23 protein-coding genes and 1 pseudogene are annotated in these 22,722 nt (G+C 57.5%); 15 read left to right on the top strand and 9 right to left on the bottom strand.

Features of this window, described 5'->3' with window-relative positions; all coding sequences use genetic code 11:
* Nucleotides 1-78 precede the first annotated feature (78 nt).
* A complete protein-coding gene (locus AAEZ05_RS20405) occupies nucleotides 79-432 on the top strand; it encodes a hypothetical protein (protein WP_350648578.1) in 354 nt (117 codons plus the stop codon).
* 321 nt (nucleotides 433-753) lie between these two features.
* On the opposite strand, the gene AAEZ05_RS20400 is transcribed toward AAEZ05_RS20405, so the two are convergent.
* From AAEZ05_RS20400 to AAEZ05_RS20390, 3 genes are all read right to left on the bottom strand, one after another.
* A complete protein-coding gene (locus tag AAEZ05_RS20400; RefSeq protein WP_350648576.1) occupies nucleotides 754-2,244 on the bottom strand; it encodes a Shedu immune nuclease family protein in 1,491 nt (496 codons plus the stop codon).
* Between the two features lie 174 nt (nucleotides 2,245-2,418).
* Nucleotides 2,419-3,405, bottom strand: coding sequence for a hypothetical protein (locus tag AAEZ05_RS20395; protein WP_350648574.1), 987 nt, complete (start codon nucleotides 3,403-3,405; stop codon nucleotides 2,419-2,421).
* A gap of 50 nt (nucleotides 3,406-3,455) precedes the next feature.
* Nucleotides 3,456-3,923 (bottom strand): 3'-5' exonuclease family protein, encoded by a 468-nt coding sequence (locus tag AAEZ05_RS20390; protein ID WP_350648573.1) that lies wholly within the window; start codon nucleotides 3,921-3,923, stop codon nucleotides 3,456-3,458.
* 468 nt (nucleotides 3,924-4,391) lie between these two features.
* Between AAEZ05_RS20390 and AAEZ05_RS20385 the strand changes: the two genes are divergently transcribed.
* From AAEZ05_RS20385 to AAEZ05_RS20360, 6 genes and pseudogenes are all read left to right on the top strand, one after another.
* Complete coding sequence (locus tag AAEZ05_RS20385; protein ID WP_350648572.1) at nucleotides 4,392-4,727, top strand: hypothetical protein; 336 nt, start codon at nucleotides 4,392-4,394, stop codon at nucleotides 4,725-4,727.
* Nucleotides 4,728-4,828: 101 nt separating this feature from the next.
* A complete protein-coding gene (locus tag AAEZ05_RS20380) occupies nucleotides 4,829-5,197 on the top strand; it encodes a hypothetical protein (protein ID WP_350648571.1) in 369 nt (122 codons plus the stop codon).
* Nucleotides 5,198-5,257: 60 nt separating this feature from the next.
* Complete coding sequence (locus AAEZ05_RS20375) at nucleotides 5,258-6,427, top strand: DUF3800 domain-containing protein (RefSeq protein WP_350648569.1); 1,170 nt, start codon at nucleotides 5,258-5,260, stop codon at nucleotides 6,425-6,427.
* Nucleotides 6,420-6,728 (top strand): hypothetical protein, encoded by a 309-nt coding sequence (locus AAEZ05_RS20370; RefSeq protein WP_350648567.1) that lies wholly within the window; start codon nucleotides 6,420-6,422, stop codon nucleotides 6,726-6,728. The genes AAEZ05_RS20375 and AAEZ05_RS20370 overlap by 8 nt, the downstream gene beginning before the upstream one ends.
* A 461-nt stretch (nucleotides 6,729-7,189) precedes the next feature.
* A pseudogene (locus AAEZ05_RS20365) lies at nucleotides 7,190-7,354 on the top strand (GIY-YIG nuclease family protein); the annotation flags it as partial.
* A 32-nt stretch (nucleotides 7,355-7,386) separates the two neighbouring features.
* A complete protein-coding gene (locus AAEZ05_RS20360; protein WP_350648587.1) occupies nucleotides 7,387-7,674 on the top strand; it encodes a hypothetical protein in 288 nt (95 codons plus the stop codon).
* A 183-nt stretch (nucleotides 7,675-7,857) separates the two neighbouring features.
* Here the strand turns inward: AAEZ05_RS20360 and drt4 are convergent, their stop codons facing one another.
* From drt4 to AAEZ05_RS20340, 4 genes are all read right to left on the bottom strand, one after another.
* Entirely contained in the window at nucleotides 7,858-9,585 is a 1,728-nt protein-coding gene (gene drt4 / locus AAEZ05_RS20355; protein WP_350648565.1) for an antiviral reverse transcriptase Drt4, read from the bottom strand.
* 610 nt (nucleotides 9,586-10,195) lie between these two features.
* A complete protein-coding gene (locus AAEZ05_RS20350; protein ID WP_045062102.1) occupies nucleotides 10,196-11,110 on the bottom strand; it encodes a LysR substrate-binding domain-containing protein in 915 nt (304 codons plus the stop codon).
* Between the two features lie 353 nt (nucleotides 11,111-11,463).
* Nucleotides 11,464-12,540 carry an endonuclease/exonuclease/phosphatase family protein gene (locus AAEZ05_RS20345; RefSeq protein ID WP_045062061.1) on the bottom strand — a complete coding sequence of 359 codons (1,077 nt, stop codon included), beginning with the start codon at nucleotides 12,538-12,540 and terminating at the stop codon, nucleotides 11,464-11,466.
* Between the two features lie 78 nt (nucleotides 12,541-12,618).
* Nucleotides 12,619-13,293 carry a YciC family protein gene (locus AAEZ05_RS20340; protein WP_350648562.1) on the bottom strand — a complete coding sequence of 225 codons (675 nt, stop codon included), beginning with the start codon at nucleotides 13,291-13,293 and terminating at the stop codon, nucleotides 12,619-12,621.
* 178 nt (nucleotides 13,294-13,471) lie between these two features.
* On the opposite strand from AAEZ05_RS20340, the gene AAEZ05_RS20335 reads away from it, so the two are divergent.
* The 5 genes from AAEZ05_RS20335 (at nucleotide 13,472) to rhlE1 (ending at nucleotide 17,949) form a co-directional block, all read left to right on the top strand.
* The gene (locus AAEZ05_RS20335) at nucleotides 13,472-14,218 is read left to right on the top strand and encodes a DUF2076 domain-containing protein (protein WP_045062100.1); all 747 of its coding nucleotides are present in this window, start codon (nucleotides 13,472-13,474) and stop codon (nucleotides 14,216-14,218) included.
* Between the two features lie 188 nt (nucleotides 14,219-14,406).
* A complete protein-coding gene (locus AAEZ05_RS20330; protein WP_007946629.1) occupies nucleotides 14,407-14,886 on the top strand; it encodes a LabA-like NYN domain-containing protein in 480 nt (159 codons plus the stop codon).
* Between the two features lie 22 nt (nucleotides 14,887-14,908).
* On the top strand, nucleotides 14,909-15,520 hold the full coding sequence (locus AAEZ05_RS20325) for a 3'-5' exonuclease (protein WP_045062060.1): 612 nt from the start codon (nucleotides 14,909-14,911) through the stop codon (nucleotides 15,518-15,520).
* Nucleotides 15,521-15,622: 102 nt separating this feature from the next.
* Nucleotides 15,623-16,549 carry a drug/metabolite exporter YedA gene (gene yedA, locus AAEZ05_RS20320; RefSeq protein WP_045062059.1) on the top strand — a complete coding sequence of 309 codons (927 nt, stop codon included), beginning with the start codon at nucleotides 15,623-15,625 and terminating at the stop codon, nucleotides 16,547-16,549.
* A gap of 65 nt (nucleotides 16,550-16,614) precedes the next feature.
* Entirely contained in the window at nucleotides 16,615-17,949 is a 1,335-nt protein-coding gene (rhlE1, locus tag AAEZ05_RS20315; protein WP_045062058.1) for an RNA helicase RhlE1, read from the top strand.
* 61 nt (nucleotides 17,950-18,010) lie between these two features.
* On the opposite strand, the gene AAEZ05_RS20310 is transcribed toward rhlE1, so the two are convergent.
* Nucleotides 18,011-19,252: a TIGR03862 family flavoprotein gene (locus AAEZ05_RS20310; RefSeq protein ID WP_177328598.1), complete on the bottom strand. Its 1,242-nt coding sequence runs from the start codon at nucleotides 19,250-19,252 to the stop codon at nucleotides 18,011-18,013.
* A gap of 224 nt (nucleotides 19,253-19,476) precedes the next feature.
* Nucleotides 19,477-20,397 (bottom strand): histone deacetylase family protein, encoded by a 921-nt coding sequence (locus tag AAEZ05_RS20305; RefSeq protein ID WP_045062056.1) that lies wholly within the window; start codon nucleotides 20,395-20,397, stop codon nucleotides 19,477-19,479.
* Nucleotides 20,398-20,480: 83 nt separating this feature from the next.
* On the opposite strand from AAEZ05_RS20305, the gene AAEZ05_RS20300 reads away from it, so the two are divergent.
* From AAEZ05_RS20300 to AAEZ05_RS20290, 3 genes are all read left to right on the top strand, one after another.
* Complete coding sequence (locus tag AAEZ05_RS20300; RefSeq protein ID WP_045062055.1) at nucleotides 20,481-21,050, top strand: GNAT family N-acetyltransferase; 570 nt, start codon at nucleotides 20,481-20,483, stop codon at nucleotides 21,048-21,050.
* Between the two features lie 106 nt (nucleotides 21,051-21,156).
* Entirely contained in the window at nucleotides 21,157-22,026 is an 870-nt protein-coding gene (gene tesB / locus AAEZ05_RS20295) for an acyl-CoA thioesterase II (RefSeq protein WP_205893059.1), read from the top strand.
* Nucleotides 22,023-22,616 (top strand): HAD family hydrolase, encoded by a 594-nt coding sequence (locus tag AAEZ05_RS20290; protein ID WP_045062053.1) that lies wholly within the window; start codon nucleotides 22,023-22,025, stop codon nucleotides 22,614-22,616. Before tesB ends, AAEZ05_RS20290 begins: the two co-directional genes overlap by 4 nt.
* The last annotated feature ends 106 nt before the right edge of the window (nucleotides 22,617-22,722 follow it).

Genomic DNA, 22,722 nt, shown 5'->3' with positions numbered 1-22,722 from the left:
AATGGGTGGCCGGATCACCGTGGAATAGGTGGCCGGATGTTCATGGAATCAGTGGCCGGATAGCCGTGGAATACGCACGTGAAGCGGTATTCAGACTTTGATCTGCTACGGATTGCCCAGGCTGTGTCTCAGGACTACGAGGGGCTGATTACGGCGTTCCTAGTGAGCGTCCACATCCATGCTTGTAGCGCCGTTGGCGTCGTGTTCGGTCACATTTGCCCAGGGCCACATCAGCGCTTTTCGGACGGTCGTCTGATTCGGACATCGGACATCCAATCGGTGGTAAAGGAAGGGCGGTTTTGGGTGATCAACACGGTCAACTCCAAGTACGTGATTGCGACCTTCCAGCGTGACGTTGGGCGTCGGAGCTTGCGAGACTTTATGCGTATCGCTGGCGGGCGGTATGTCCCAACGCCCAGTCAGCTTCAGTAGCCCCGGCACCTCTTGGGCTTGCCCACCTTCGGCGGTATGGCTGTCGTGCACCAAGCCCCGCTACGGCGGGTCTTGGCGAATCCGCAAGCCTCCTGCCCGTTGCCTGCGCGCTCCGCTTGCCGTATTTTTCGCAAGATTAACGCCGTGGGTTCAGCCCCTGAAAAAACCTTGGAGACTATGAATCAGCACCCTGACGTTCTGCCGGAAATCGAGATCGAAGAATTTCGAGACCGCTACGGATTGTTTGGCGACTGTCCCTGATTATTGAGCTTCGCCTCGTTGTCCTCGATCCGTATGGAAATCCACTATGTGCGGCAGTCTTTAGAACGGTAGGTCTTCATCCCTGATAGGCTCATGCTCCACAGGAGGTTGTGGTGTCAGCGCTTGATAAATGCTCTCAAGACGAACCTGTAGCTCATCGAAGGTGATCACAAGCACATCCTTGAGCCCGTTTCGATATTGCTCAAAAGCTTCCTGCTTATCCTCTTCTTCCGGGTTGCGGCCAATGATGACAATGGCCGCAACCGCATGGGCATGAACACGTTCTTTGAGGCCATGCGCTAGCCCGAAGATCTCGCGCTGAACATTGCCACGCTGACTGATGATCTGCCCGACTGAACCGCTGAGCTCGTAGGAGGGGACATAGGTTTTCCGGTACTGCTTCCCAAGCAGGTCTTGCTGGGGATGTTTGATCTCGATCAGGGCGAGATTGCCGGTGGCCTTCGCTGCCATGAGGAAGTCGGAATACTGGCCACCTCGGCCACTGAGATTCTTTCCACCTACGTAGGGTTGGTCGGCGATTTTTTTGACGGGATACCCAAACGCCATGTCGAGAATGAATGGGTTTTCGCTGAGGAAGGTCTGCCATTTCGGCTCCCCAACTTTGCTTTCCATCATCTTCTTATAGACGCCAATGAGCTGGCCTAGGGTAACCAGCTCAATCTCTGCCTTCAGGTTGTACAGGGTGCGAGGTGCGGATTTCGCCAGGGTTGGAACGCTCTGTTGCGTAAGTTTAATTGCCTGCTGTTGGTCTCTCGGAGAAAGACTAGGCGTCACCGAACCGAGTGAAACCAAGCTGGCAAGCAGATCCGGGGATAGCTTTCGCGACTGGGCTGGATAAAGCTCTGGCGCTGCCTGATGTAGCAAACTCGTATAACAGACGAGTTTTTTGTCCGCAGCAGTCTCTCGCTGATGCCGTTGGGTCAAGCGATCTAAGCTCTTTTTCAACTGCTCAAGTCGATCAATTCCCAGGTAGAACTCGTTGGCTTTAACTTTCGCATCCTTGCTACCGTTTCCGCCGTGCAGGATGAGTGTGTCCACTCCCTCTAAATTACTCACGGCATTTACTAGGTATCGGTATTCGTAGTGAAACCCTAGCCCGTAGCGCCAATCCTTCGATAGCCCCGCTGGTATACCACTCAGCAGCTCATCGACTTCGTACTGGTCGGTTGGATGTGCATAAGGCTGGTACACCGGCCTGGTAATGATGATCGACCTGACGGTGTCGTATCTGGGCTGGGCGTATTCAGGATGTTCTGACCGGGCGTTGATGGGATAAAGCGTCAAATACTCTGGAGCTACCTCCAAAATCAGATGCCAACCAGGCGCATCATCTGACAGAGCGACATCGCTGTAGTAGACACGAGACGTGCCATAGATCTCGTCATTAATCGCTTCATACTCATCATCTGACTCAACGATCTTGCGTTCCTCCTCGGTTAGCACCACGACGTCATCAAGATCAATACGGAGAAAAGGGCCGCCATCGGTGCGCTGCTGCATAGCGTAGTGGGAGGGGCGCATAGAAGGCATTTGTTGTCATCCCTGATCACAAGATCATATGTTGAAGGCTAGTTTTTTGTCGCACTGCGAGGCACTAGGCCAGTGCGTAAGGGCAACGTGTCGGTGCAAAGGCTATGATTGTTGATCATCTCCTGTGAAGAGCTAGTGATACGTTCTCCCACAGCCAACGTGGCTCTGACGCAGCTAGAACGGGATTGGGTCGTCGAATTGGATGGAGGCTTTTCTCGGCACCTGCGGCACTGTCAAAGGAGACACCACGAAAAGGTTAGTGATGTCCTCTCTGTCCATGAAGAGGATCTGACTTCGTTTGGATTGATCGAGCTTACTGCCAATCCAATTTCGAGCAGCCTTGGTGATTTCGCCACCTGCGACGATAAAAGCGTGATCGACCAGTACACGCCTATTGAGCTCTGAGTCGAAAATCTCGTGGCCCAGCATCATCAGCACTTGGTTGTGGATCTCGGCGACGTTCGCCTGCCCGGCTTTCGTTACCCCGGACGAATCGAGCTTCCCCTTCTTCACCTGGATGCCAAAGTAGATGACGTGCTGGGTAGGAAGCGTGAACTTCATCCAGACGTCCTTACCGTACTCCAAGGCCTTGTCTTTATGGCCGACAGATGTGATTCGAGCGAAACCCAGCTGTCGGAACAGTGGAAGCAATACATGCTCGATCAAATTGTCCTCTGAGCACTGATCCAGGTATGCAACAAGCTGGTTCTTCTTATCAATTTCTGCGGCGGAGAGGGGACGGTGAGGACTCGCGGATTCGTTCCCCACGGTGCCGGTGCCGGAGTGACGCAGATAGCACTGATCGTCGTCCCCGTAGAACGCTTCGAAGCCCTCGCGTTTGATCGCTCCGTTTAGCGCCTTGAGCGCATTTAGGCGGGGTGGCTTTTCATTGAAAGCATCCTCGCTATCCATAAGGAGGCGAATTACACGGAGCATGGCATCTGGTGGCATCAAAGTATTTGAACTTGGGAAATCCAGGATCTTTTGCAGGGCATCCGCAACCCAGAATCGGCGAGTAGAGCCGTCATGGACGAACTCAGTATCGGAATCCCTGAAGAAACGAGTCAGGTTTGGGCCGGTGAGGTAGCGGAAATAGCCTTCTGTGTTGTCCCCGCAAATCAGCTCCGCGACTTGCTCCGTCGTGCGCGCCTTCCATTTCATACGTCGCCCCACCCAATTTGCGAATCCAGATTGTTGATCCATGCATCTGATCAGGATAACCCTTTCCTTGAGCGCACTGGCGCGAACATACCGGCGATGATCTTGGCGTCGAGCAGAGCGTGGTGGGGCAGCTCTTCCCCATCGCTGGTCGGGGCAAGCATCGTTGCGTCGGTAGGATAATTGCGAACGTTTCTGGGCCAGCGCCCGTCCTCATAGGCAAGCTCGCAAAAAAGCTCCCAGTCGTACTCTGGGGCATCCGTGACGATCTCAACCTCATTGCTGAACGACGTCAGAAACTCGAGCAGCGACATCCTGGCTTCAACCATGGGCAACGAATAGTTCCCACCCCATAACTGTGGAAGGACGATACCGACGACGAATTTACTGCAGTCTTCTTCTCGCCATGTGTCGAGCAATTCCACGTAGAATTCGCGCCCATCTTCGGCCACCAGTGCAAGTGATATCAGCTTTGCTGCTGCCGAGAGCTGGGTAAACTCGCAATCAAGAAAGAGCCTCATGTTGTTGGAACTCCGGAATGACTAGGGCTCGCCTAGATATGGCGCAGGAGGGTGAGCTATGGGAGAAGGCCCTCGAGCATCTTGGCTCAGACGGACTCCTCCAAGCGGTCATAGAAATGTGGAGCCGCGCCCCGTGCCCGTTCAGACCAGTCGTTGAGCATCTATCCCACGACAAAGTTAGCCAAGAAGTCTTGAATATACTGAAAATTGCCCAGGAACGAGTAGGTGCCTTCGTACCGGGTCGAATTCGGGCGGCAGGCACAGTCACCTTGTATGCTCGTCACGCCAGCAGCTTGGTAGATGGGCTCATTACACTGCTGCCGAAACAGCAGCTTTCGCGAGCCTTGCGGGGATGTTGTATTGAAATCGAACTAGGAATTTGACGCCCAGGCAAATGCCCAGATGATACCGGTCAGCAACAATCCTAGTAGAACTTGCCCGGCGAAAAGCCTCCCTTTGAGATGTTCTATGAACTCTGAATTAACTGAAGAAGAAATGCGTCGCGCTCTATTCGGTACGCATCAGCCCGAAGAGCAGGTGTCTGCTCCTCAAGTTCAGGAGCATGCGCCAGAGGTGGTGTCTACAAAGCCAGCAGCAGCTCCCCAAGTGAAGAAGAAAGCAGCAAAAGCTTATACGCCCAGGCTGCGGGTCACGCTCCGGGTTGGGAACGAGTTTGAAGGTAATATGGTCGAGTTGATTCACGAGGCTGATACGTTGAGCTCGTTGCTTGCTGAGCAGGAGGCTGTGAAGGCTGCCAGGAAGAAGTACAAATATGTTGAGGTTGTATCAGTCAAATCGATGTAGAAACTTTATCTGCGAGTGCGCGAAAGTAGCTGATCACCTTGGTGATGGCTTTTAGCCTCGATGCCGGCTAGATTTGGAGCTTTCTACGATCAAGGAAGGATATGAAAAAGCTCATCGCAGTCATGGGGATGTGTGTCGCACTCGGCGGTTGCGCTACGTCTCACTACACCGCAGGCCGAGACTTTCCGTCGGCTAGTGTAACGAGCATCACCAAAGGCAAAACCACGACTGCTGAGTTGAAGTCGCTATTTGGTGAGCCCTACGCTAAGAGCGCAGTCAGCGAGACCGACGAGAAGTGGATCTACACCTACACCAATGGCTCAGCCCATGCCCAGAGCTACGTGGTCACCATGAAGGTGACGACTACGGGCATTCAGAAAACTCTCGACGTCTTGATCCGAAATGACGTGGTCATCAACTACACGTTCAGCGAAGGCCCCGCTCCAGGCAGTACCACTGCGACGAACTGAGTTCGCCACCTTGCCATTGGGCGACCACTGCGCTCAGTACGTTGTTGATGGAGCAAGCTCATGGACAGAACGTATGCCTTTGTGGATGAGTCCGGGAATTCCGATCTTGATACGTCAAAGGGAGGAAGCTCGGGCTTCTTCATCGTGTGCTCCATTCTGGTGGCAGAGAAAGACCTGGAAGCTGCTTATGCCCAAGCTGAAGCACTCCGCATGCGTCATTTTCAAACAGGCGAGATCAAATCCAGCAATCTGAAGCCGAAGGATTCAGATCGCCGTGCCCGAATCCTCAACGAGCTAGCTGAGCTGCCATTCAAGCTCTATTTCACCGTCGTTGATAAGTCCCGAATTCACAAAGACGGCGGCCTCCGTATCAAGACCTCGTTCATAAAATACGTGAACGGGTTGCTCTATGAACGTTTGTTCCGCGCATACCCTGACCTCCAGATGATCGTAGACGAGCATGGTGGCCAGGAATTTCAGGAGAGCCTCAAAAGCTACGTTGCAGAACGATTCGTGGACGACCTATTTGGCGATAAAGATGCCTTCAAGACGATGGCCAGTAAGGACAACGTTTTGGTTCAGGTTGCAGATTTCTTCGCTGGCTCAGTCGCTCAGATCTATGAAGAGAAAGCATCGGAAGAAGCAGTTCTTGCGTACAAAAAGATCCTACGCGGCCTGACTCTTGGCATGCTTGAGTGGCCATCCAAGTACCAGTCTCTGCTGCCACCGCCTACGAATGAGTCTGGATATGCTGACTACCAGGTACACCAGGAGGCTCTCCGCCAGGCCGACCGTTTTAGCGAGCGGGTTGGTGACCACCCCGATGAAGATGAGCGACTGCAGCTGAGCATCTTGCGGTTCTTGAGATTCCAGAGCGAATTTGTCACCAAGGACTACGTACTGACTACGGAGATCATGGCCCATCTAAAAGACAGCGGACTGGGAGAGGTCAACGGCCAGAGAATCCGTTCCAGTGGCATTGCCAAACTACGCGATGCGGACGTCATCATCACAAGTGCGGCGAAGGGCTACAAAATTCCCCAGACGCGTGCAGACATCAACGACTTCCTAGAGCGGGCATCCGGTATTGTCGTCCCTCTTCTCGAACGCGTTAAAAAAGCGCGCGATGTGTATCGGCTGAGCAGTCGAGGAGAATATGACATCGTCACTGCCAACCTTACTGAGCTGGCCAAGCTGCTCGCTGCGCTCGAGGCGCTTGCAGATGACTGAACTAAGTTATGGCAACGAGCCACAGCAGGCTGAATTGATCCAGGATGAAATCCTAGAGGTTTTGAAAGAGGCCAAGGTGCTCGCGCATAGATTCTATCGCCTGACCGGCAAGCCGCTGGGCGTGACCGGCGAGGTGGCAGAATACGAAGCTGCTACGAAACTCGGCCTACAACTGCATCCTGCCAGGCAGGCCGGTTACGACGCTACAGAGATGCTGGAAGATGGCACCGCGAGAATTCCAGATCAAAGGCCGCTGCATCATGAACCCGCTAAGAATTACAGGTCGTATGGGTGCAATTGATCTACGACAACCCTTCGATATAGTGCTTTTGGTGCTGCTTGATTCTGAGTTCAACGCATTCGCAATGTACGAAGCGAGCCGTGCCAAGGTAGAGGCAGCGCTGACCTTGCCAGGGTCGAAAGCCAGAAATGAACGAGGAGCGCTGGCTATTAGACAATTCATGTCGATAGCTAGGCTGCGCTGGGCTCGCCATTCGCCCAGCGAATCAGTGACTCAACTGCCGTCCTAGCGTCGAGACCTAGTGCTACGTTGCTCTGAGATTTAAATTTAATGCGCCCAATGCGGCACATTAACCATCATTTTTAGGCTTAATGGCCCTATTTGGGGACATCAAACTGAGCGAATAACGCGACCAATAATGACGATGGCCCCTGCTGCGTGCACTAATACATCATCAGGGCAGACGATCTCTTTGCCGATGCTGAAAGACAGGGAATCGCAGGCGTAAGAAAGGAGCGGAAATGATCTATTTTTTCATTGAAGATAGTAATGAGAAGGTGAAGATAGGTCGGGCCAAGGACATCGAGCGCCGCAGAAAAGGCCTTCAAACCGGGAATCCGAGGAGGCTTTTACTTCTGGGTTGGATTCGTACAGATGATGACGTGCGACTGGAGAAGGAGATCCATCAGAACTTCTCTCACCTTCGTGGTACTGGCGAATGGTTCGATTTGGATCCTGCGGACATCTGCCGATCCTCGAGCATTCCGGCATCGATGGCTTTGTCGGTACGACCGACGATTCTTTCGAAGTCATCGGCAATGATCGGGATGGTGTGCCCGAGTATCTCGGTGTCTGGAGTTGGGGCAACCTGGAATGGAACGAGTGCTGCCCTTTCTGCGGAAGCTTCTGCGGCATGCACTTTCAAGACGCGTCGAGTATGTACCACTACCTAAACTGCGACACGCTTACCACCTTTGATTTTCTGAGTCATCAGGAGGAAGAGTGACAGCTTGAATATTAGCCATATTGGATGAATTCTCGAACAGCTCTGCAACGTCGGGCGAGAAGCGACAGGGGGAGGGCGCTTCTCACATTGGCAGGAGCCCTGAGGGTTAATGCCTCTTCGGGCCAAAGCCTGACGGCAGAGGGGGCACGGCAAGCGTGCCTTGGTTGTGAAAAAAGCCGCCGGTCAATACTTCCCGTCTAGGTAATCCTGGAACCCTACCGGTGATTCATTTTCTTCTCTAAATGGGTTCGAGTAATAGAAGCAGTAGTCTTCAGCTTTGGAAGCTTTCTTAGGTGGGTTGAGGAACTGGACGTCATGCTTTTTAAGGATTTCGAAGGTAGGATCATCTACGTAGGGATTCTCTATCTTTGCATGGAGGAAAAGCTGATAAAGCAGAATCCAATTTTGATCAAGTTCGTACAGGGTGCAGTTTTCAATCACCTGGCGAGCATGCGCAACTACAGCATCTGTAGCGGATTCGAAAATACTGAGCAGAGCAATCGCTGTTGCATCACTCGTCTGAATAACCAATTCGATGTTTTCAGTAGTTGGGTGTGAGCTTAGCTGCTTCAAATAATATAGCGCCCAGCACATGCCGTCCGAACGGCGATGTAACGCATTGGTTTCGAGGATCTCATTGAGTTTTCCAGTGACGGCCTCTTTGTCGTAGTAGTCCGAAGTGGCGTCGATCTTTTCAAGAAGTGGCAGGAGTATTGGGTAGTGCCAGCTTAGGCTGAGAATGTATTGAAATACTGTGGCGGCTGTATCACCCTGAGCTCTATGGCAAATTAGTCCTGCAGCTAGCTTCAATACACTGCCATCAGGCACTGCCCGGTTTAAGTGTACGGCATAGTCAAGAAAATTTATGGCCTCATGAGTGAAGAGGGTCAAGACTCCGTTGGAATCGGTTCTCCACGGGGTAGCATTAGCTAATTTGGTAACCCAGGAGTCCACCAGCGGTTCCGGTAGCTCGGTTATTTTTGTTTTGCTGAGATTGAGCGTTAAACGGTATCGAGACAGGGCGATGCTCAGGGCACGAATGAATTCCTGAGCCTGAATATGTGTTTCGCAATAGGCCGTATAATCATCAATGTAACGTACAAAGCGAAACTTTCCCGCGAGCTCTCTATCAACCGCAGCCAGAACTATTTCCACCGCAATGCTTGAGGAGCTAGGGCCAACAGGCAGGCCGGAAGTCTCGTTGCGTTTTGCGTTGCGCAGCGTTACGTCGAGGGTCGAGCTCCAGTGCTTTTCTCCTCCACGTTCTTGTAGCCGCTCTTTGGCCTTTTCATAACCTTGAATGGCCCATTCTAGAGAATGTGTGTAGATAGAGCCAAAGCAATTGGCTACGTCAGCATGAGCTCGAAAACTCGCACCAAAACTAATTTCCAAAGTGTTTTTTGTTTTTGTTTCATGGTCTTCATAATTCATGATAAACATGCGGCCATCATTATGCTGTTCGGCAGTGATGACGCTTTTTTCATCTTTCATCGATTCGAGTATTTCTAGCCTGTTTTTCTTCAGGTTTGAATATATCCTCGCGTAGGCGAGGGGATGTATAAGGCTGAGCACCCGTGGAACATTGTTAAATCGTGTGGCCTTGTATTCCACAAGGTCGAACCAGTAGGTTTTTCTCTCTCGGCTTAAATTTATAGCTGCTAGCTCTTCAGCAATTTCTGGAGTGAATCTACTTGTTGAGAAGCATGGGGGTAATTCGGTTGAGGAATCTTTTTGATTTGGAAAATAATTCCAACGTGTCAAGGCCTCCAGGAAATGCCTTTCCTCATCGTGAAATACGGCAATATTTGATACCGGGTTGGTGAATTCTTTCACTGGCTTTATTGCTCCTGCGATGTTTGCTCGGCAATCGGCTAGAGGGGGCACGGCAACACTTGGTAGTTCGGCTGCCATTCTAAAAGCAACCGTACGCGGAGTTAAGATAGTCGCTCAAGCTTGCTGGATTGTCGACCTGATGCGAGTGAGATCGAGAAGCCTAACCCACAGGTGGCTATCACATGAAGAAGCCTTAAGGCTCGATGTAGGGGAAGTCTCTTAGTCTCTTTTTGAGCACATTCCCGCGTAGATCAAGTGCAGGCTTGGTGGGCGGGTAACGTTGTGAGTCAGAGCTCATTTCTCATTTTATGAGGATGTCGGAGTCGTCCTATCGCATACCTACCGTGACGAAGTGTCAATCCTGTCCCGGCTATGCCGGAGGTCGCGCTGGATCGAGTGTCAATCAAGCGGCGTGCCCATTAGATTTCTGTCAATCAGTGTCGCATGGGTTGACGGTCAATCAGTGTCGCATATTGATTCGGCAATGGCCTTGTTTTTAAGGGGTTGCAAGCTGTCAATCCATAGAGCGGTCAGTTGATACCTCGCATTACTGGCCGGATGATCCGTTGGTGGCGGAGGCGACGGCGCGCATAAAACCGCGCAAAGGCTGAGGATCAAAAGTCCGCAGGCTGCGCCAGTTCCTGTGTTGGCGGGCATTCCGATGCGGGAGCCTGCGATCTTTTGACGTTCAAGAGGCCGCCTTGGCCGTCAGCTGCTCCCGGCAGTAATCGGCAAACAACTGCGCCGGCTTGGTCAACTGCCCGCGCTTCAACCACGCCGCCACCAGCCCGGAGCCTGTGACTGCCTCGGCGATGTCCACGCACACCACCTTCTTGCCGTCATAAGTGCATTCCGAGTGCGGCCGGGTTACCAGGATCGAGAAGCCGAATCCTTGCCCGACCATGCCCCGGACCATCTCGATCGACGGCGAGCTGAAAGCGATGTGCGGTGTCAGTTCGAGCTCTTCGAACAGGCTGACGAAGTAAGTTCGACTGGGCTGCACGTCCAGCAGAATCATCGGCTCCAGGCACAGGTCCCGCAGCGACACCAGCTTGAGCCGGGCGAAACGATGATCCTCTGGCAGCAATGCATAAGGCCGCTGCGCCGGCATCAGCGGTTCGGTTTCGATGGTCGCATCCAGGTCGTGTTCGTACAGGATCGCCAGGTCGAAAGCGCCTGAGGTCAGACCCTGCACCAGCTCTTGCTGCTCGCCGTCGCGAATGCGGATTTTCACACCGGGGTATAGCGCAGAGAAGCCGGCGATCAACTGCGGCAGGTACAGCGGTGCAACTGTTTCAAAGCAGCCGATATCGATTTGCCCGGCCACCACGTCGTTATCGGCCAGGGCGTTCTGTTCGAACTCCTTGGCCATGCGCAGCAGTTCCTGGGCCTTGCGATAGAAGCGGCCACCGCTGGGCGTCAATGACACGCCCTGGGCGTGATGACGAATCAGCAACTGCACGCCGAAGCTGTCTTCCAGGCCTTTGATCGCCGTGGAAATCGCGGGCTGGGCGATATACAGCTTGCGTGAAGCCTCGGCGACGCTGCCGCATTCGACGGTGGTGATGAAGTATTTCAGTTGACGCAGATTGTACGCAGCCACGGCAAACCTCGGATTGGATGGGTACGACATCCAGGCAATTTTTGCGCCGACTGCTTCCGTTCTGACGACGGTGTTGTTGTGCCCGAACAATAACCACATAGGGCGTCACCGGGGAGATGGGTTGCCCAGTTTTTTCATGGTCTGCGAAGACATTTTTACTATTTTGGCTCGACACGGGCCTGGGCCACCATCCAAAGCACTGGAAAGCCCATGGAGCATCTGAACCTGCTCCAGACAGCCGCTCATGAGAAAACGGACTGCCCAGCAGTACGGCGTGCTCTGATACCGCAGGCAGGTCCTGCGAACGCTATCGCGAGCAGAGGCTCACTACCAGATTCTGTATCCAGGTTGGATTAAGGCGATGCGGGCAGCAGAAACCGCGCAATCACCGGCAAGTGATCGGAGATGCGCAACGTGTCGTCCTGCCTCACCATCGCTTCGACCCGCTTGATTCGCGGGCTGTAGAACAGGTAATCAACCGTGCGGTCCGGCCCGTTCAGGCCCGGATCATTCGGGTAGTGGGTCAGCCAGAGCGCCCGGTCGGCTCCACTGGCTTCATTGTTGGTCGGGATCATCGGGTACCTGTCCCACAGCACGTGCAGCGCGCTGTCGGCTGAGTAGGGGGTGCGTTGCTCGTTGGGCAGGCGCTGGAATTGACCCAGCGGCAGCAGGTTGAAATCACCGCCCAACAGCCACGGCGTGCCTCGGCTTTCGTAGCGGTCGAGCACCTTGCCCACGGCGCTGACTTGATTCTGCAGGGTTTCGTCAGGCTGGCTGGCGCGGTCCAGGTGCGTGTTGAACAGGGCGATCTGACCACCGTCGCTCAGCGGCAGATAAGTCACCAGCAGGGCGTTTTTCGGCTCGAACTGGCGGCTGATGAAATTGGCTGGCGCGATGGGCAGTTGCAAGCGTTCGGCGTGCTCGATCTGATAACGGCTGAGGGTCGCGAGTTGGCGGCCAACGCTGCCGTAAATATGCGGGTCGGGAACAAATTCGGCTTTCCAGTCGAAGGCGTGGGCGCTGCAGGGGTACAAATCGGTAAGTCGTTCCTGCAACAGTTTGAGCTGGTTCTGGTAGTCGCTGGCTTTGGCGCCATCGTCCAGCTCTTGCAGCAGCACCACATCCGGGAGCTCGTCGCGGATTACCCGGGCCACCTCGTCCAGGCTGAAGGCCATGTCTTCCGGCGTCGGGCCTTCGTCCTCGCCCTGGGCCAGGTCGTTCCAGAACACGTAGCGTTTACCTGCCAGGTACTGCACGTTCCACGTCATCACCTTCAGCGCCTGACCGGGCACCAGCGTGGGGGCCTGGGCATTGCAGCTGACCGGCAACACTTCCTTGGCATCGGGGCGCCAGGTCAGGTTGGCAATCAGGGCGGCCAGGCCGATCAACAGCAGCAGGCCCAGCAGGGTGTAGCGCAGTAGACGGGTCATGGCTCGGCTTTTATCGCGTTACATAAGTTGAGCCCGAGCATAACCGAGCGCAGCAGGTAACCCCAAGGCCCGCGACAGTCAAAGCGGCCCATCGATTTTTTCGGGGGCATCGCTGATCAGCATGAACAAGCGGAACAGCACCACGCTGGTGAACAGTTGCAGGAAGCTGTGGGCACTGTCGATCAGCAGTGAGATCACCGTGTTCTGCGGCTCGGGATAAACCGCCAGGGTCGCGCCCTTGAGGATCCACAACGGGCCCATCACACACAGGATGCATACCAGGATGCGCAGGAAATTGCCGCGGGTCAGGCGCAGGCTTTCCTTCATCGCGGCCAGCGGCGCCAGGCCGCGCAGCACCAGCAGGTACTCGCCAAACGCCAGGGTCACCATCAGCCAGATGCCCGGCAGGAAATACAGCGACAGGCCGAGCAGGATCAACAGGGTGTTTAGTGCGGTGAGCAACGCAAAGCGCGGCCACAAGGTGGCCGACATGGCCAGCAGGTCGCGGGTGCGGGGTGATTCACCCCGGCTGCGCGCGTCCAGAAACAGGATCAGGGCCGCGGTGTAGAGCGGGTAGATCAACAGGCCGACAATCACGCTGATGCCCGGGAAACTGTCCGGCTCGGTGGAGTGGTCGACCACTTGCTGCAGCAGCGCCTCGAAAATCACCAGGGGCAGGCACAGCTGCACGATCTGGCCCAGATTGCGTTTGAAGAAGTACAGGGAGTCACGCAGTACATCGAACGAATTCATCAGTCGGTATCGCAGGTTGAAAGCAGTGGCCCACTTTAACCGATGATGCGCTTTGCGGCGCAAACGTAAACGTTCGGTAAAGGTCATTGAAACATCCTGCATCAGCCTCCATTACCGTCAGGCACCCCATCCACGGCGGATGAGGACGATGAAATTCCCGGCAATCTACGAGGTCGCCATGAACAACGAAGAACAAACCCTGATCGATGGCCTGTTTTCCCGGCTGCAAGAGGCCCAGGCGCAATCTGCCCCGCGTGATGCCCAGGCCGAGGCGCGCATCAATGAGCACCTGGTTCGCCAGCCTGCGGCGGGTTATTACATGGCCCAGTCGATTCTGGTGCAGGAGGCTGCGATCAAAAGCCTCGACCAGCAGAACAAGGAGCTGACCCGGCAAGTGCAGCAATTGCAGGCTGAACTGCAGTCGGCCAAAGCGCAGGCTCAGGCTCCGGCGCCGGCCAGCGGTGGCTTTTTGTCGAGCATCTTTGGCGGCGGTTCCCGTGATCCGCTGCCGGCATCATCGGCGCCTGCCTCCAGCGGTGGCGGCTGGCGCGAGCCCGCCCGGCCGTCGTTCAACGCGCAACCGTCACAGCAGAACTTCGGTGCAGCCCCGCCCCAGCAGAACTATGGCGCGCAGCAGCCTGCCGGCAACAGTTTTCTCGGCGGCGCCCTGAAAACGGCGGCGGGAGTGGCGGGCGGTGTCATGCTGGCGCAGGGTATCAGCAGCCTGTTTCATCACAACCAGCAGCCTGAAGTGGTTGAAGTGATCAAGGAAGAACCGGCCCAGGTCAACGATCAGGGCGATAGCGGCAATGGCTGGGGCGATGAACAGCGGGTGGCTGACAACAATGACCAGGGCGGCTTCAGCGACGCCGACTACAGTGACGACAGCTCGTCGTTCTTCGGCGACGACGACTCCTTCGTCTGACCCTGCGGCGAGGGGCCGGCTCGCGCTGGACTGCACAGCCGTCCCCCAAGCCAGCCCGAGCGCGACCCTGCGCCCGCGCCACATGGCCGATTATTCGCGGAATACGCCTGCGGGCTGGCATACTGGGCCACTTTTCGGGCCTGCGGCCCGATCCAGCCCGCGCCCTTGTGCGCGAAAGAGGATGCCCGGTGAAAAAAATCGCAGTGTTCGCCGATGTCCAGAACCTCTACTACACCGTGCGTCAGGCCTATGGTTGCCATTTCAACTACGCCGCGTTGTGGGCTGATATCAGCAAGCAGGGCGAGATCGTCGAAGCCTACGCCTACGCCATCGATCGTGGCGACAGCAAGCAGCAGCAGTTCCAGCAGATTCTGCGCAATCTGGGCTTCACCGTGAAACTCAAGCCTTACATCCAGCGCAGCGATGGCTCGGCCAAGGGCGACTGGGACGTGGGGATCACGCTGGACATCATGGACGCTGCCGATCATGTCGACGAGGTGGTGCTGGCGTCCGGGGACGGGGATTTCGACATGTTGCTGGAGCGCATCATCAGCAAACATGGGGTACAAGCGGTGGCTTACGGCGTACCGGGACTGACCGCCAACTCGCTGATCCGCGCCGCCAGCCGCTACGTGCCCATCGAAGGCGCGTTGCTGCTCAAGAATTGATTTTTACGGAGTTGAAACAGGTTTGGAACGCATAGCAGTCATCGACTTTGAAACCACCGGGATCTCCCCGAGCAGCAGCTGCCGGGCCACGGAAATTGCCGTGGTGATCCTTGAACAGGGGCGCATCGTCGAGCGTTACCAGAGCCTGATGAATGCCGGCGTACGAGTGCCGCCCTTCATCGAACAACTGACCGGCATCAGCAACGCCATGTTGCGCACTGCACCCTCGGCGGAAAAAGTGATGAACGAGGTCAACGAGTTCGTTGGCATCACGCCGTTGCTGGCGCACAACGCCGCGTTCGACCAGAAGTTCTGGGACTTCGAGCTGGGGCGCATCAAGCGCACCCGCCTGCAGAACTTCGCCTGCTCGCTGCTGCTGGCCCGCCGCCTGATGCCCGCTGCGCCGAATCATAAGCTGGGCACGCTGACCACCTTCGCCCAACTGCCCCACACCGGCCAGGCTCACCGGGCCATGGCCGACGCCGAAATGGCCGCCAACCTGACGGCGCACCTGGCGCAGGAGTTGCGGCAAAAGCATGGGTTGCGAGAGTTGACCCATGATTTGCTGGTGAGCTTGCAGAAAGTGCCGGCGGCGAAGATCAATGAGCATCTCAAGCGTCATCGCGGGTTCTAGGAACAGAAAGTGTACCGGCGCTAAAAATCGCTTTTGTAACTTATTTTTACCCGCTCGCTTTCCTAGAATGCCTGTTCTCCTGCCCTGCCCGCGAGCTTCCCAATGTCTGCCCCACGTCGCTTTCCCTTACCGTTGATCGCCGCTTTTTTTGCGTTGTACGTGATTTGGGGCTCGACGTACCTGGTGATTCGCATCGGCGTGGAATACTGGCCACCGCTTCTGCTCGCCGGGATCCGCTTCGTCATCGCGGGTTCATTGATGTACGCCTTTCTACGCTGGCGCGGGGCCCCGGCGCCGACGTGGGCACACTGGAAGGCGGCGGGAATCATCGGGATTTTGCTGCTGACCTGCGGTAACGGCGCAGTCAGTGTCGCCGAGCACACCGGGGTCGCCTCGGGCGTGGCGGCCCTGGCGGTGGCGACGGTGCCGTTGTTTACCTTGCTCTGCGGCTATTTCTGGGGCGCGCGTAACACGCGTCTTGAATGGGCCGGGATCGTGCTCGGGTTGATCGGCATCGCCATGTTGAATCTGGGTTCCAACCTGCAATCGAGCCCGCTGGGCGCCGCACTGCTGATCTTCGCGGCAGCGGCCTGGGCCTTCGGCTCGGTGTGGAGCAAGCATCTGCCGCTGCCCCAGGGCGCGATGGCCAGCGCCGTGGAAATGCTGGTCGGCGGCGTGGCGTTGTTAATCGCCAGTGCACTCAGCGGTGAACACCTGGACAGCCTGCCACCGATCGAAGGCTGGGCCGCGCTGGCCTACCTGACGCTCTTCGGCTCGATCATCGCTTTTAACGCCTACATGTACCTGTTGAAAAATGTCCGTCCCGCTGCCGCGACCAGTTATGCCTACGTCAACCCGGCCGTCGCGGTGTTGCTGGGCATCGTGTTTGTGGGCGAGACCATCGGAATAGAGGAGGCGCTGGCGATGGCTGTGATCATCAGTGCGGTGGTATTGATCGGCTTGCCGCAGTGGCGCCGCCCGCCAGTCAAACCCGCTTCAGTGGTGCCGACAGAATCCCGAGTGAATTAGGGTAAACTGCGCGGCATTGCACACTCGTTTTGCACAACCGCGCTGAATTTTCCTACGGTAATCCCATGACTTTCGCCTCCCTTGGCCTGATCGAACCCTTGCTGCGCTCTCTAGAGACGCTCGGCTACCAGACTCCTACGCCGGTTCAGGCGCAAGCCATCCCGGCGGTGCTGGCCGGTCGCGACCTGATGGCTGCGGCCCAGACCGGTACTGGCAAAACGGCCGGTTTTGCCCTGCCGCTCCTGCAACTGCTGGCCATGGAAGGGCCGAAAGTCACGGCCAACTCGGTACGCGCGCTGATCCTGGTGCCGACTCGCGAACTGGCGGAGCAGGTTCACGAGGCCGTGCGTCAGTACGCCGAAAACCTGCCGTTGAGTACGTATGCCGTGTACGGCGGCGTCAGTATCAACCCGCAGATGATGAAGCTGCGCAAAGGCGTGGACCTGTTGGTCGCAACACCGGGCCGTTTGCTGGACCTGTTCCGCCAGAACGCGCTCAAGTTCAACCAGCTGCAAACCCTGGTGCTGGACGAAGCCGATCGCATGCTCGACCTCGGCTTTTCCGAGGAGCTGGGCAACATCTACAAAGCGTTGCCGAAGAAGCGCCAGACGCTGCTGTTCTCCGCGACTTTCTCGGATGCAATTCGCACACTGGCCGGGCAAATGCTCAACGACCCGCTGCTCATCGAAGTCAGCCCGCGCAACGTGGCGGCCAACACGGTCAAGCAATGGGTGGTGACGGTCGACAAGAAGCGCAAGCCGGAGCTGTTCATTCATTTGCTGCGCAAGGGCAAGTGGAAACAGGTGCTGGTGTTCGCCAAGACCCGTAACGGTGTTGACGCGCTGGTGGAAAAACTCCAGGGCCTGGGCGTAAACGCCGACGGTATCCACGGCGACAAGCCGCAAGCGACCCGTCAGCGTGCGCTGGACCGGTTCAAGGCCAGCGAAGTGCAGATCCTGGTGGCTACTGACGTCGCGGCCCGTGGCCTGGACATCGAAGATTTGCCGCTGGTGGTCAACTTCGACCTGCCCATCGTTGCTGAAGACTATATTCACCGCATCGGTCGCACCGGCCGTGCAGGTGCGACCGGGCAGGCCATTTCCCTGGTCTGCGCCGATGAAGTGAATTTGCTGTCGGCCATCGAGACGTTGACGCGTCAGACGCTGCCACGACAGATGGAGCATGATTTCGAACCGGAGCATCGCGTGCCGGACACCGATGCCAGCGGCCAGGTGGTCAAGAAGCCGAAAAAGCCGAAGAAACCCAAGACTTCCGGCGGCGGCAAACGCAATCTGGGCAAGTGGGTCGAGAGCGGAGAAGCATCGACGCCAGAGCCTTCGATCAAGCCTGTGCGCAAGGTGCCGGTGTTTAATACCGGGCCGCGCAAGAAGAAACCTTAACGGGTGCGGTGTTAGTCAGGCCGCCATCGCGAGCAGGCTCGCGATGGACGCGCCTCGGCCTTCAATCCTTGCGCTGCAACCACTCCAGCATTCCCAGCCCCGCCGCCCGACCACTGGCGAAGCACGCGGTCAGCAGGTAGCCGCCAGTCGGCGCCTCCCAGTCCAGCATCTCACCGGCGCAAAACACTCCGGGGAGTTGCTTGAGCATCAGTCGCTCATCCATCGCTTCGAACCGCACGCCACCGGCGCTGCTGATCGCCTCGTCCAGCGGACGGGTTTTCACCAGGGTCAGGGGCAGCGCCTTGATGGCCTGGGCCAACCGCGCAGTGTCGGCAAAATCCACAGCGGCAACCTGCTCTCGCAGCAATGCCGCTTTCACCCCATCGATCCCCAGCTGACTGTGCAGGTGCTTGGACATGGAGCGCGAGCCGCGGGGTTTATCCAGTGCTGCCTGGATTTTATCCACAGGCCGTCCCGGCAGCAGATCAATATGCACAGTGGCCGCGCCATCCCGATTGATGGCTTGGCGAATCGGCGCTGACAGGGCGTAGATCAGGCTGCCTTCAATTCCGGTCGCCGTGATCACGCATTCGCCCAGGCGCGGCACGTCGTCATCCAGGCCAATGGCGATGTTTTTCAGCGGCGCGCCAGCGAATTTACTGACCATCAAATCGCTCCAGGCCTGCACCTCGAAGCCGCAATTGCTCGGTTGCAACGGTGCCAGCTGCACCCCGCACTGTTCCAGGGGCAGCATCCAGGCGCCATCCGAGCCGAGTCGCGCCCAGCTGCCACCGCCCATGGCGAGCAGCGTAGCGTCTGGCGTAATGGTTTTTTCGCCCTCGGGGCTGTCGATGCGCGATCCACCCTGCGCATCCCAGCCGAGCCAGCGGTGGCGGGTGTGGATAACTACGCCGGCTTCGCGCAGACGTTTGAGCCAGGCGCGCAGCAGCGGGGCGGCTTTCATGTCTGTGGGAAATACTCGGCCGGAGCTGCCGACAAAGGTCTCAATGCCCAGGTCATGTATCCATTGGCACAGCGCGTCGGCGCCAAATGCGCGCAGCAGTGGTGCGATTTGCGGAGCGCGTTCGGCATAGCGCGACAGAAAGGCCGGATAGGCTTCGGAATGGGTGATGTTCATGCCCCCGACCCCGGCCAACAGGAATTTGCGCCCCACCGACGGCATGCCGTCGTACAGGTCGACCTTGCAACCGGCCCGGCTCAACATTTCGGCGGCCATCAAGCCGGCGGGGCCGCCGCCGATGATGGCGACTTGCGGGGGGAGGGTGGTCGAGGGTTGGGTCATCTTCAACGCTGCGCAGTGGCGGAATAGGGCGGGCATTCTACCAGCCCGACACACGCTCTTGTGGGCCCGGGCCAAGCCCGCTTGCACGGGCGATTAATTGTGTGTTCGAGAGTGGTCAAAAAACAACCAGTGCTTTGCACGCCATAGCCAGTATGGCTTGCAGCGCCTTTCACTCAGGTTATCCACAGGCAGTTCCACAGGCATTGTGGGTAACCAGCCACACCTCAGTGACAACCTGATGACTGCCAGACCCGCTGGGCGCTGTGATGCAGAATCCCATGGCGCCGCGCCAGGGCCTTGCGGTCTTTGCTGTAGCCCCCACCAATGACTCCGACCACGGGAATGTCCCGGCCCAGGCAATGGCGCATCACGCTTTCGTCGCGGGCGGCGACGCCTTCGTCCGTCAGCTTCAGGTAGCCAAGGGCGTCGTCCTTGTGCACGTCGACCCCGGCGTCATACAGCACCAGGTCCGGCTGGTAGAGCGGCAGCAGATAATTGAGCGCATCGTCCACGACCTTCAGGTAAGCGGCATCGCCCATGCCCATCGGTAATGGAATGTCCCAGTCACTTTCGGCTTTGCGTGCAGGAAAATTCTTTTCGCAGTGCAGGGAAACAGTGACCGCGTCCGGGGTGTTGTGCAGGATGCGTGCAGTCCCATCGCCCTGGTGCACGTCGCAATCGAAGATCAGCACCCGATTCACCCGGCCACTTTCCAGCAAATAGCGGCTGATAACCGCCAGATCGTTAAAAATGCAGAATCCGGCTGGATAATCGTAGTGCGCATGGTGGGTGCCACCGGCCAGGTGGCAGGCGAGCCCGTGTTTCAGCGCCTGCTCCGCTGCCAGCAGCGAGCCGCCGACTGCCCGCACGGTGCGCCGGGCCAGGGCTTCGCTCCAGGGCAGGCCAAGGCGGCGCTGGTCTTCGCGGGACAACTCGCCTTCCATGTAGCGCGCGATGTATCCGGGGTCATGTGCCAGGGCGAGAATTTGCGACGGGCACAGTTGCGGGCGCAGCAGGTCGGCGTCCCGGGTCAGGCCGCTGTCCACCAGGTGGTCACGCAGCAAGCGGAACTTGTCCATGGGGAAGCGGTGGTCCGCCGGGAAGTCGGGACTGTAGTCTTCGTGGTAGATCAACGGCAGCGGCATGGCGGTTTTATCTGGAAGGAACGCAGGAAAGAATCAGGGATCCTACCAGCGATCTAGACTTGCGACATGGAAACGGGAGCACGATGGAGCCGATACTGGAACTCGAGAGCGCGCGACTGTTGTTGCGACAATGGAGCGATGCGGATTTGCCTGAGTTTGCGGCCATGTGCGCCGATCCGCAGGTGATGCGCTATTTTCCGGCGCCGTTGAGCCGTCTGGAAAGTGCGTCGCTGATCGGGCGCATTCGTGGCCACTTTGCCGAGCACGGGTTCGGCCTGTGGGCGCTGGAGCGCAAGGACACCGGTGCGTTTATCGGCTTTACCGGCCTGGGCGTGGTGGGTTTCGATGCGCCATTTACCCCGGCGGTCGAGATAGGCTGGCGGCTGGCGCGTGAACATTGGGGGCTGGGTTACGCCAGCGAAGCGGCCTGGACCGCTCTGCGCTGCGGCTTTGACCGCCTCGGGCTGAACGAGGTGGTGGCGTTTACCGCGCAAGCCAATCTGCCGTCGGAGAAAGTCATGCAAGCCATCGGAATGCACCATGATTCAGCCGATGACTTCGATCATCCCAAGCTCGCCGCCGGACATCCACTGGAGCACCATGTGTTGTATCGCATCAGCCGTGAACAATGGCTGCAAACCCTGCATGGCTAAGCCGGCGCGGACGTTTACAATGGCTCCCATGATGGCGCTGGCCAGAAATTGAATTGTTCGTCGCAGCCAAGACTGCGCGGCATTGTGTTGTGTTAGGAGAGTCTGAATGAGCCAAGTGTTGGATGATCTGGTCGACCTGTTGACCCTGGAATCAATCGAAGAAAACCTGTTTCGCGGCCGCAGCCAGGATTTGGGTTTTCGCCAGTTGTTCGGCGGCCAGGTCATCGGGCAGTCCCTTTCGGCAGCCAGTCAGACAGTGGAAGAGGCGCGCCATGTGCACTCGATGCACGGTTACTTCCTGCGTCCGGGGGACTCTGCGCTGCCGGTGGTGTATCAGGTCGATCGAGTGCGTGATGGCGGCAGTTTCAGCACCCGTCGGGTGACGGCAATCCAGAAGGGCAACCCGATTTTCACCTGCAGCGCCTCGTTCCAGTACGACGAAAAGGGCTTCGAGCACCAGGCACAGATGCCGGTGGTGGTCGGCCCGGAAAACCTGCCGTCGGAGCTCGAACTCACCCAGCAGCGTGCTCACCTGATTCCGGAACACATGCGCGAAAAGCTGCTGTGCCCCAAGCCCATCGAATTTCGTCCGGTGACCGAGGAAGACCCCTACAACCCGCAACCCTCAGATCCCGTCAAGTACGTCTGGTTTCGCGCCGACGGCGCCTTGGCCGACACCCCGGCGCTGCATAAATATCTGATGGCCTACGCCTCGGATTTCGGCTTGTTGACCACCTCGATGCAGCCCCATGGCAAGTCGGTGTGGCATCAGGACATGCAGGTGGCCAGCCTTGATCACGCGCTGTGGTTCCACGCCGATCTGCGTGCCGATGACTGGCTGCTGTACGCGATGGACAGCCCTTGGGCGGGCAATTCCCGCGGTTTCTCCCGGGGCAGCGTGTTCAATCGCGCCGGGCAACTGGTGGCCTCGGTGACCCAGGAAGGCCTGATCCGTCACCGCAAGGACTGGGCATGAGCCTGGCGGCGGTGCGGCACTGGGTGTTCGACATGGACGGCACCCTGACGGTGGCCGTGCATGACTTCGCGGCTATCCGCGTGGCATTGGCCATCCCCGCCGAGGACGACATCCTGACTCATCTCGCGGCGCTGCCGGCGCAGGAAGCCGCCGCCAAGCACGCGTGGTTGCTGGAGCACGAGCGCGACCTGGCCCTGGGTTCGAAACCGGCACCGGGTGCCGTGGAACTGGTGCGCGAGTTGGCCGGACGCGGCTATCGCCTGGGTATCCTGACGCGCAATGCCCGCGAGCTGGCGCACGTCACGCTGGAGGCGATCGGCCTGGCCGACTGCTTTGCGGTCGAGGATGTGCTGGGGCGCGACGAAGCGCCGCCGAAACCTCATCCAGGAGGCCTGCTCAAATTAGCCGATGCGTGGAAGGTCCCGACAAGCGAGATGGTGATGGTTGGCGATTACCGGTTTGACCTGGATTGTGGGAGAGCGGCCGGAGCGCGCACGGTGCTGGTGAACTTGCCGGATAATCCGTGGCCGGAGTTGACCGATTGGCATGCGGTGGATTGTGTGGCGTTGCGCGAAATGCTTTCGGCTTGAGGTGCCCATCGCGGGCAAGCCTTGCTCCCACAGAGTGAGCGGTGCCGCCATTGAAAGGGGGATACGCGAAATCTGTGGGAGCAACGCTTGCCCGCGATGGCTGCAT

This window comes from Pseudomonas sp. HY13-MNA-CIBAN-0226, from assembly GCF_040310305.1.
GTDB classification, from domain to species: Bacteria; Pseudomonadota; Gammaproteobacteria; order Pseudomonadales; family Pseudomonadaceae; genus Aquipseudomonas; species Aquipseudomonas gregormendelii.
This window is presented reverse-complemented; position numbering and strand designations above follow the sequence as displayed.

Bases quoted from the DNA above. Each gene is read 5' to 3' on its own strand.
- AAEZ05_RS20400 (WP_350648576.1), bottom strand. From the start codon at position 2,244: ATGCCTTCTATGCGCCCCTCCCACTACGCTATGCAGCAGCGCACCGAT.
- AAEZ05_RS20395 (WP_350648574.1), bottom strand. From the start codon at position 3,405: ATGAAATGGAAGGCGCGCACGACGGAGCAAGTCGCGGAGCTGATTTGC.
- AAEZ05_RS20390 (WP_350648573.1), bottom strand. From the start codon at position 3,923: ATGAGGCTCTTTCTTGATTGCGAGTTTACCCAGCTCTCGGCAGCAGCA.
- AAEZ05_RS20385 (WP_350648572.1), top strand. From the start codon at position 4,392: ATGAACTCTGAATTAACTGAAGAAGAAATGCGTCGCGCTCTATTCGGT.
- AAEZ05_RS20380 (WP_350648571.1), top strand. From the start codon at position 4,829: ATGAAAAAGCTCATCGCAGTCATGGGGATGTGTGTCGCACTCGGCGGT.
- AAEZ05_RS20375 (WP_350648569.1), top strand. From the start codon at position 5,258: ATGGACAGAACGTATGCCTTTGTGGATGAGTCCGGGAATTCCGATCTT.
- AAEZ05_RS20370 (WP_350648567.1), top strand. From the start codon at position 6,420: ATGACTGAACTAAGTTATGGCAACGAGCCACAGCAGGCTGAATTGATC.
- AAEZ05_RS20360 (WP_350648587.1), top strand. From the start codon at position 7,387: ATGGTTCGATTTGGATCCTGCGGACATCTGCCGATCCTCGAGCATTCC.
- drt4 (WP_350648565.1), bottom strand. From the start codon at position 9,585: ATGGCAGCCGAACTACCAAGTGTTGCCGTGCCCCCTCTAGCCGATTGC.
- AAEZ05_RS20345 (WP_045062061.1), bottom strand. From the start codon at position 12,540: ATGACCCGTCTACTGCGCTACACCCTGCTGGGCCTGCTGCTGTTGATC.
- AAEZ05_RS20340 (WP_350648562.1), bottom strand. From the start codon at position 13,293: ATGAATTCGTTCGATGTACTGCGTGACTCCCTGTACTTCTTCAAACGC.
- AAEZ05_RS20335 (WP_045062100.1), top strand. From the start codon at position 13,472: ATGAACAACGAAGAACAAACCCTGATCGATGGCCTGTTTTCCCGGCTG.
- yedA (WP_045062059.1), top strand. From the start codon at position 15,623: ATGTCTGCCCCACGTCGCTTTCCCTTACCGTTGATCGCCGCTTTTTTT.
- rhlE1 (WP_045062058.1), top strand. From the start codon at position 16,615: ATGACTTTCGCCTCCCTTGGCCTGATCGAACCCTTGCTGCGCTCTCTA.
- AAEZ05_RS20310 (WP_177328598.1), bottom strand. From the start codon at position 19,252: ATGACCCAACCCTCGACCACCCTCCCCCCGCAAGTCGCCATCATCGGC.
- AAEZ05_RS20305 (WP_045062056.1), bottom strand. From the start codon at position 20,397: ATGCCGCTGCCGTTGATCTACCACGAAGACTACAGTCCCGACTTCCCG.
- AAEZ05_RS20300 (WP_045062055.1), top strand. From the start codon at position 20,481: ATGGAGCCGATACTGGAACTCGAGAGCGCGCGACTGTTGTTGCGACAA.
- tesB (WP_205893059.1), top strand. From the start codon at position 21,157: ATGAGCCAAGTGTTGGATGATCTGGTCGACCTGTTGACCCTGGAATCA.
- AAEZ05_RS20290 (WP_045062053.1), top strand. From the start codon at position 22,023: ATGAGCCTGGCGGCGGTGCGGCACTGGGTGTTCGACATGGACGGCACC.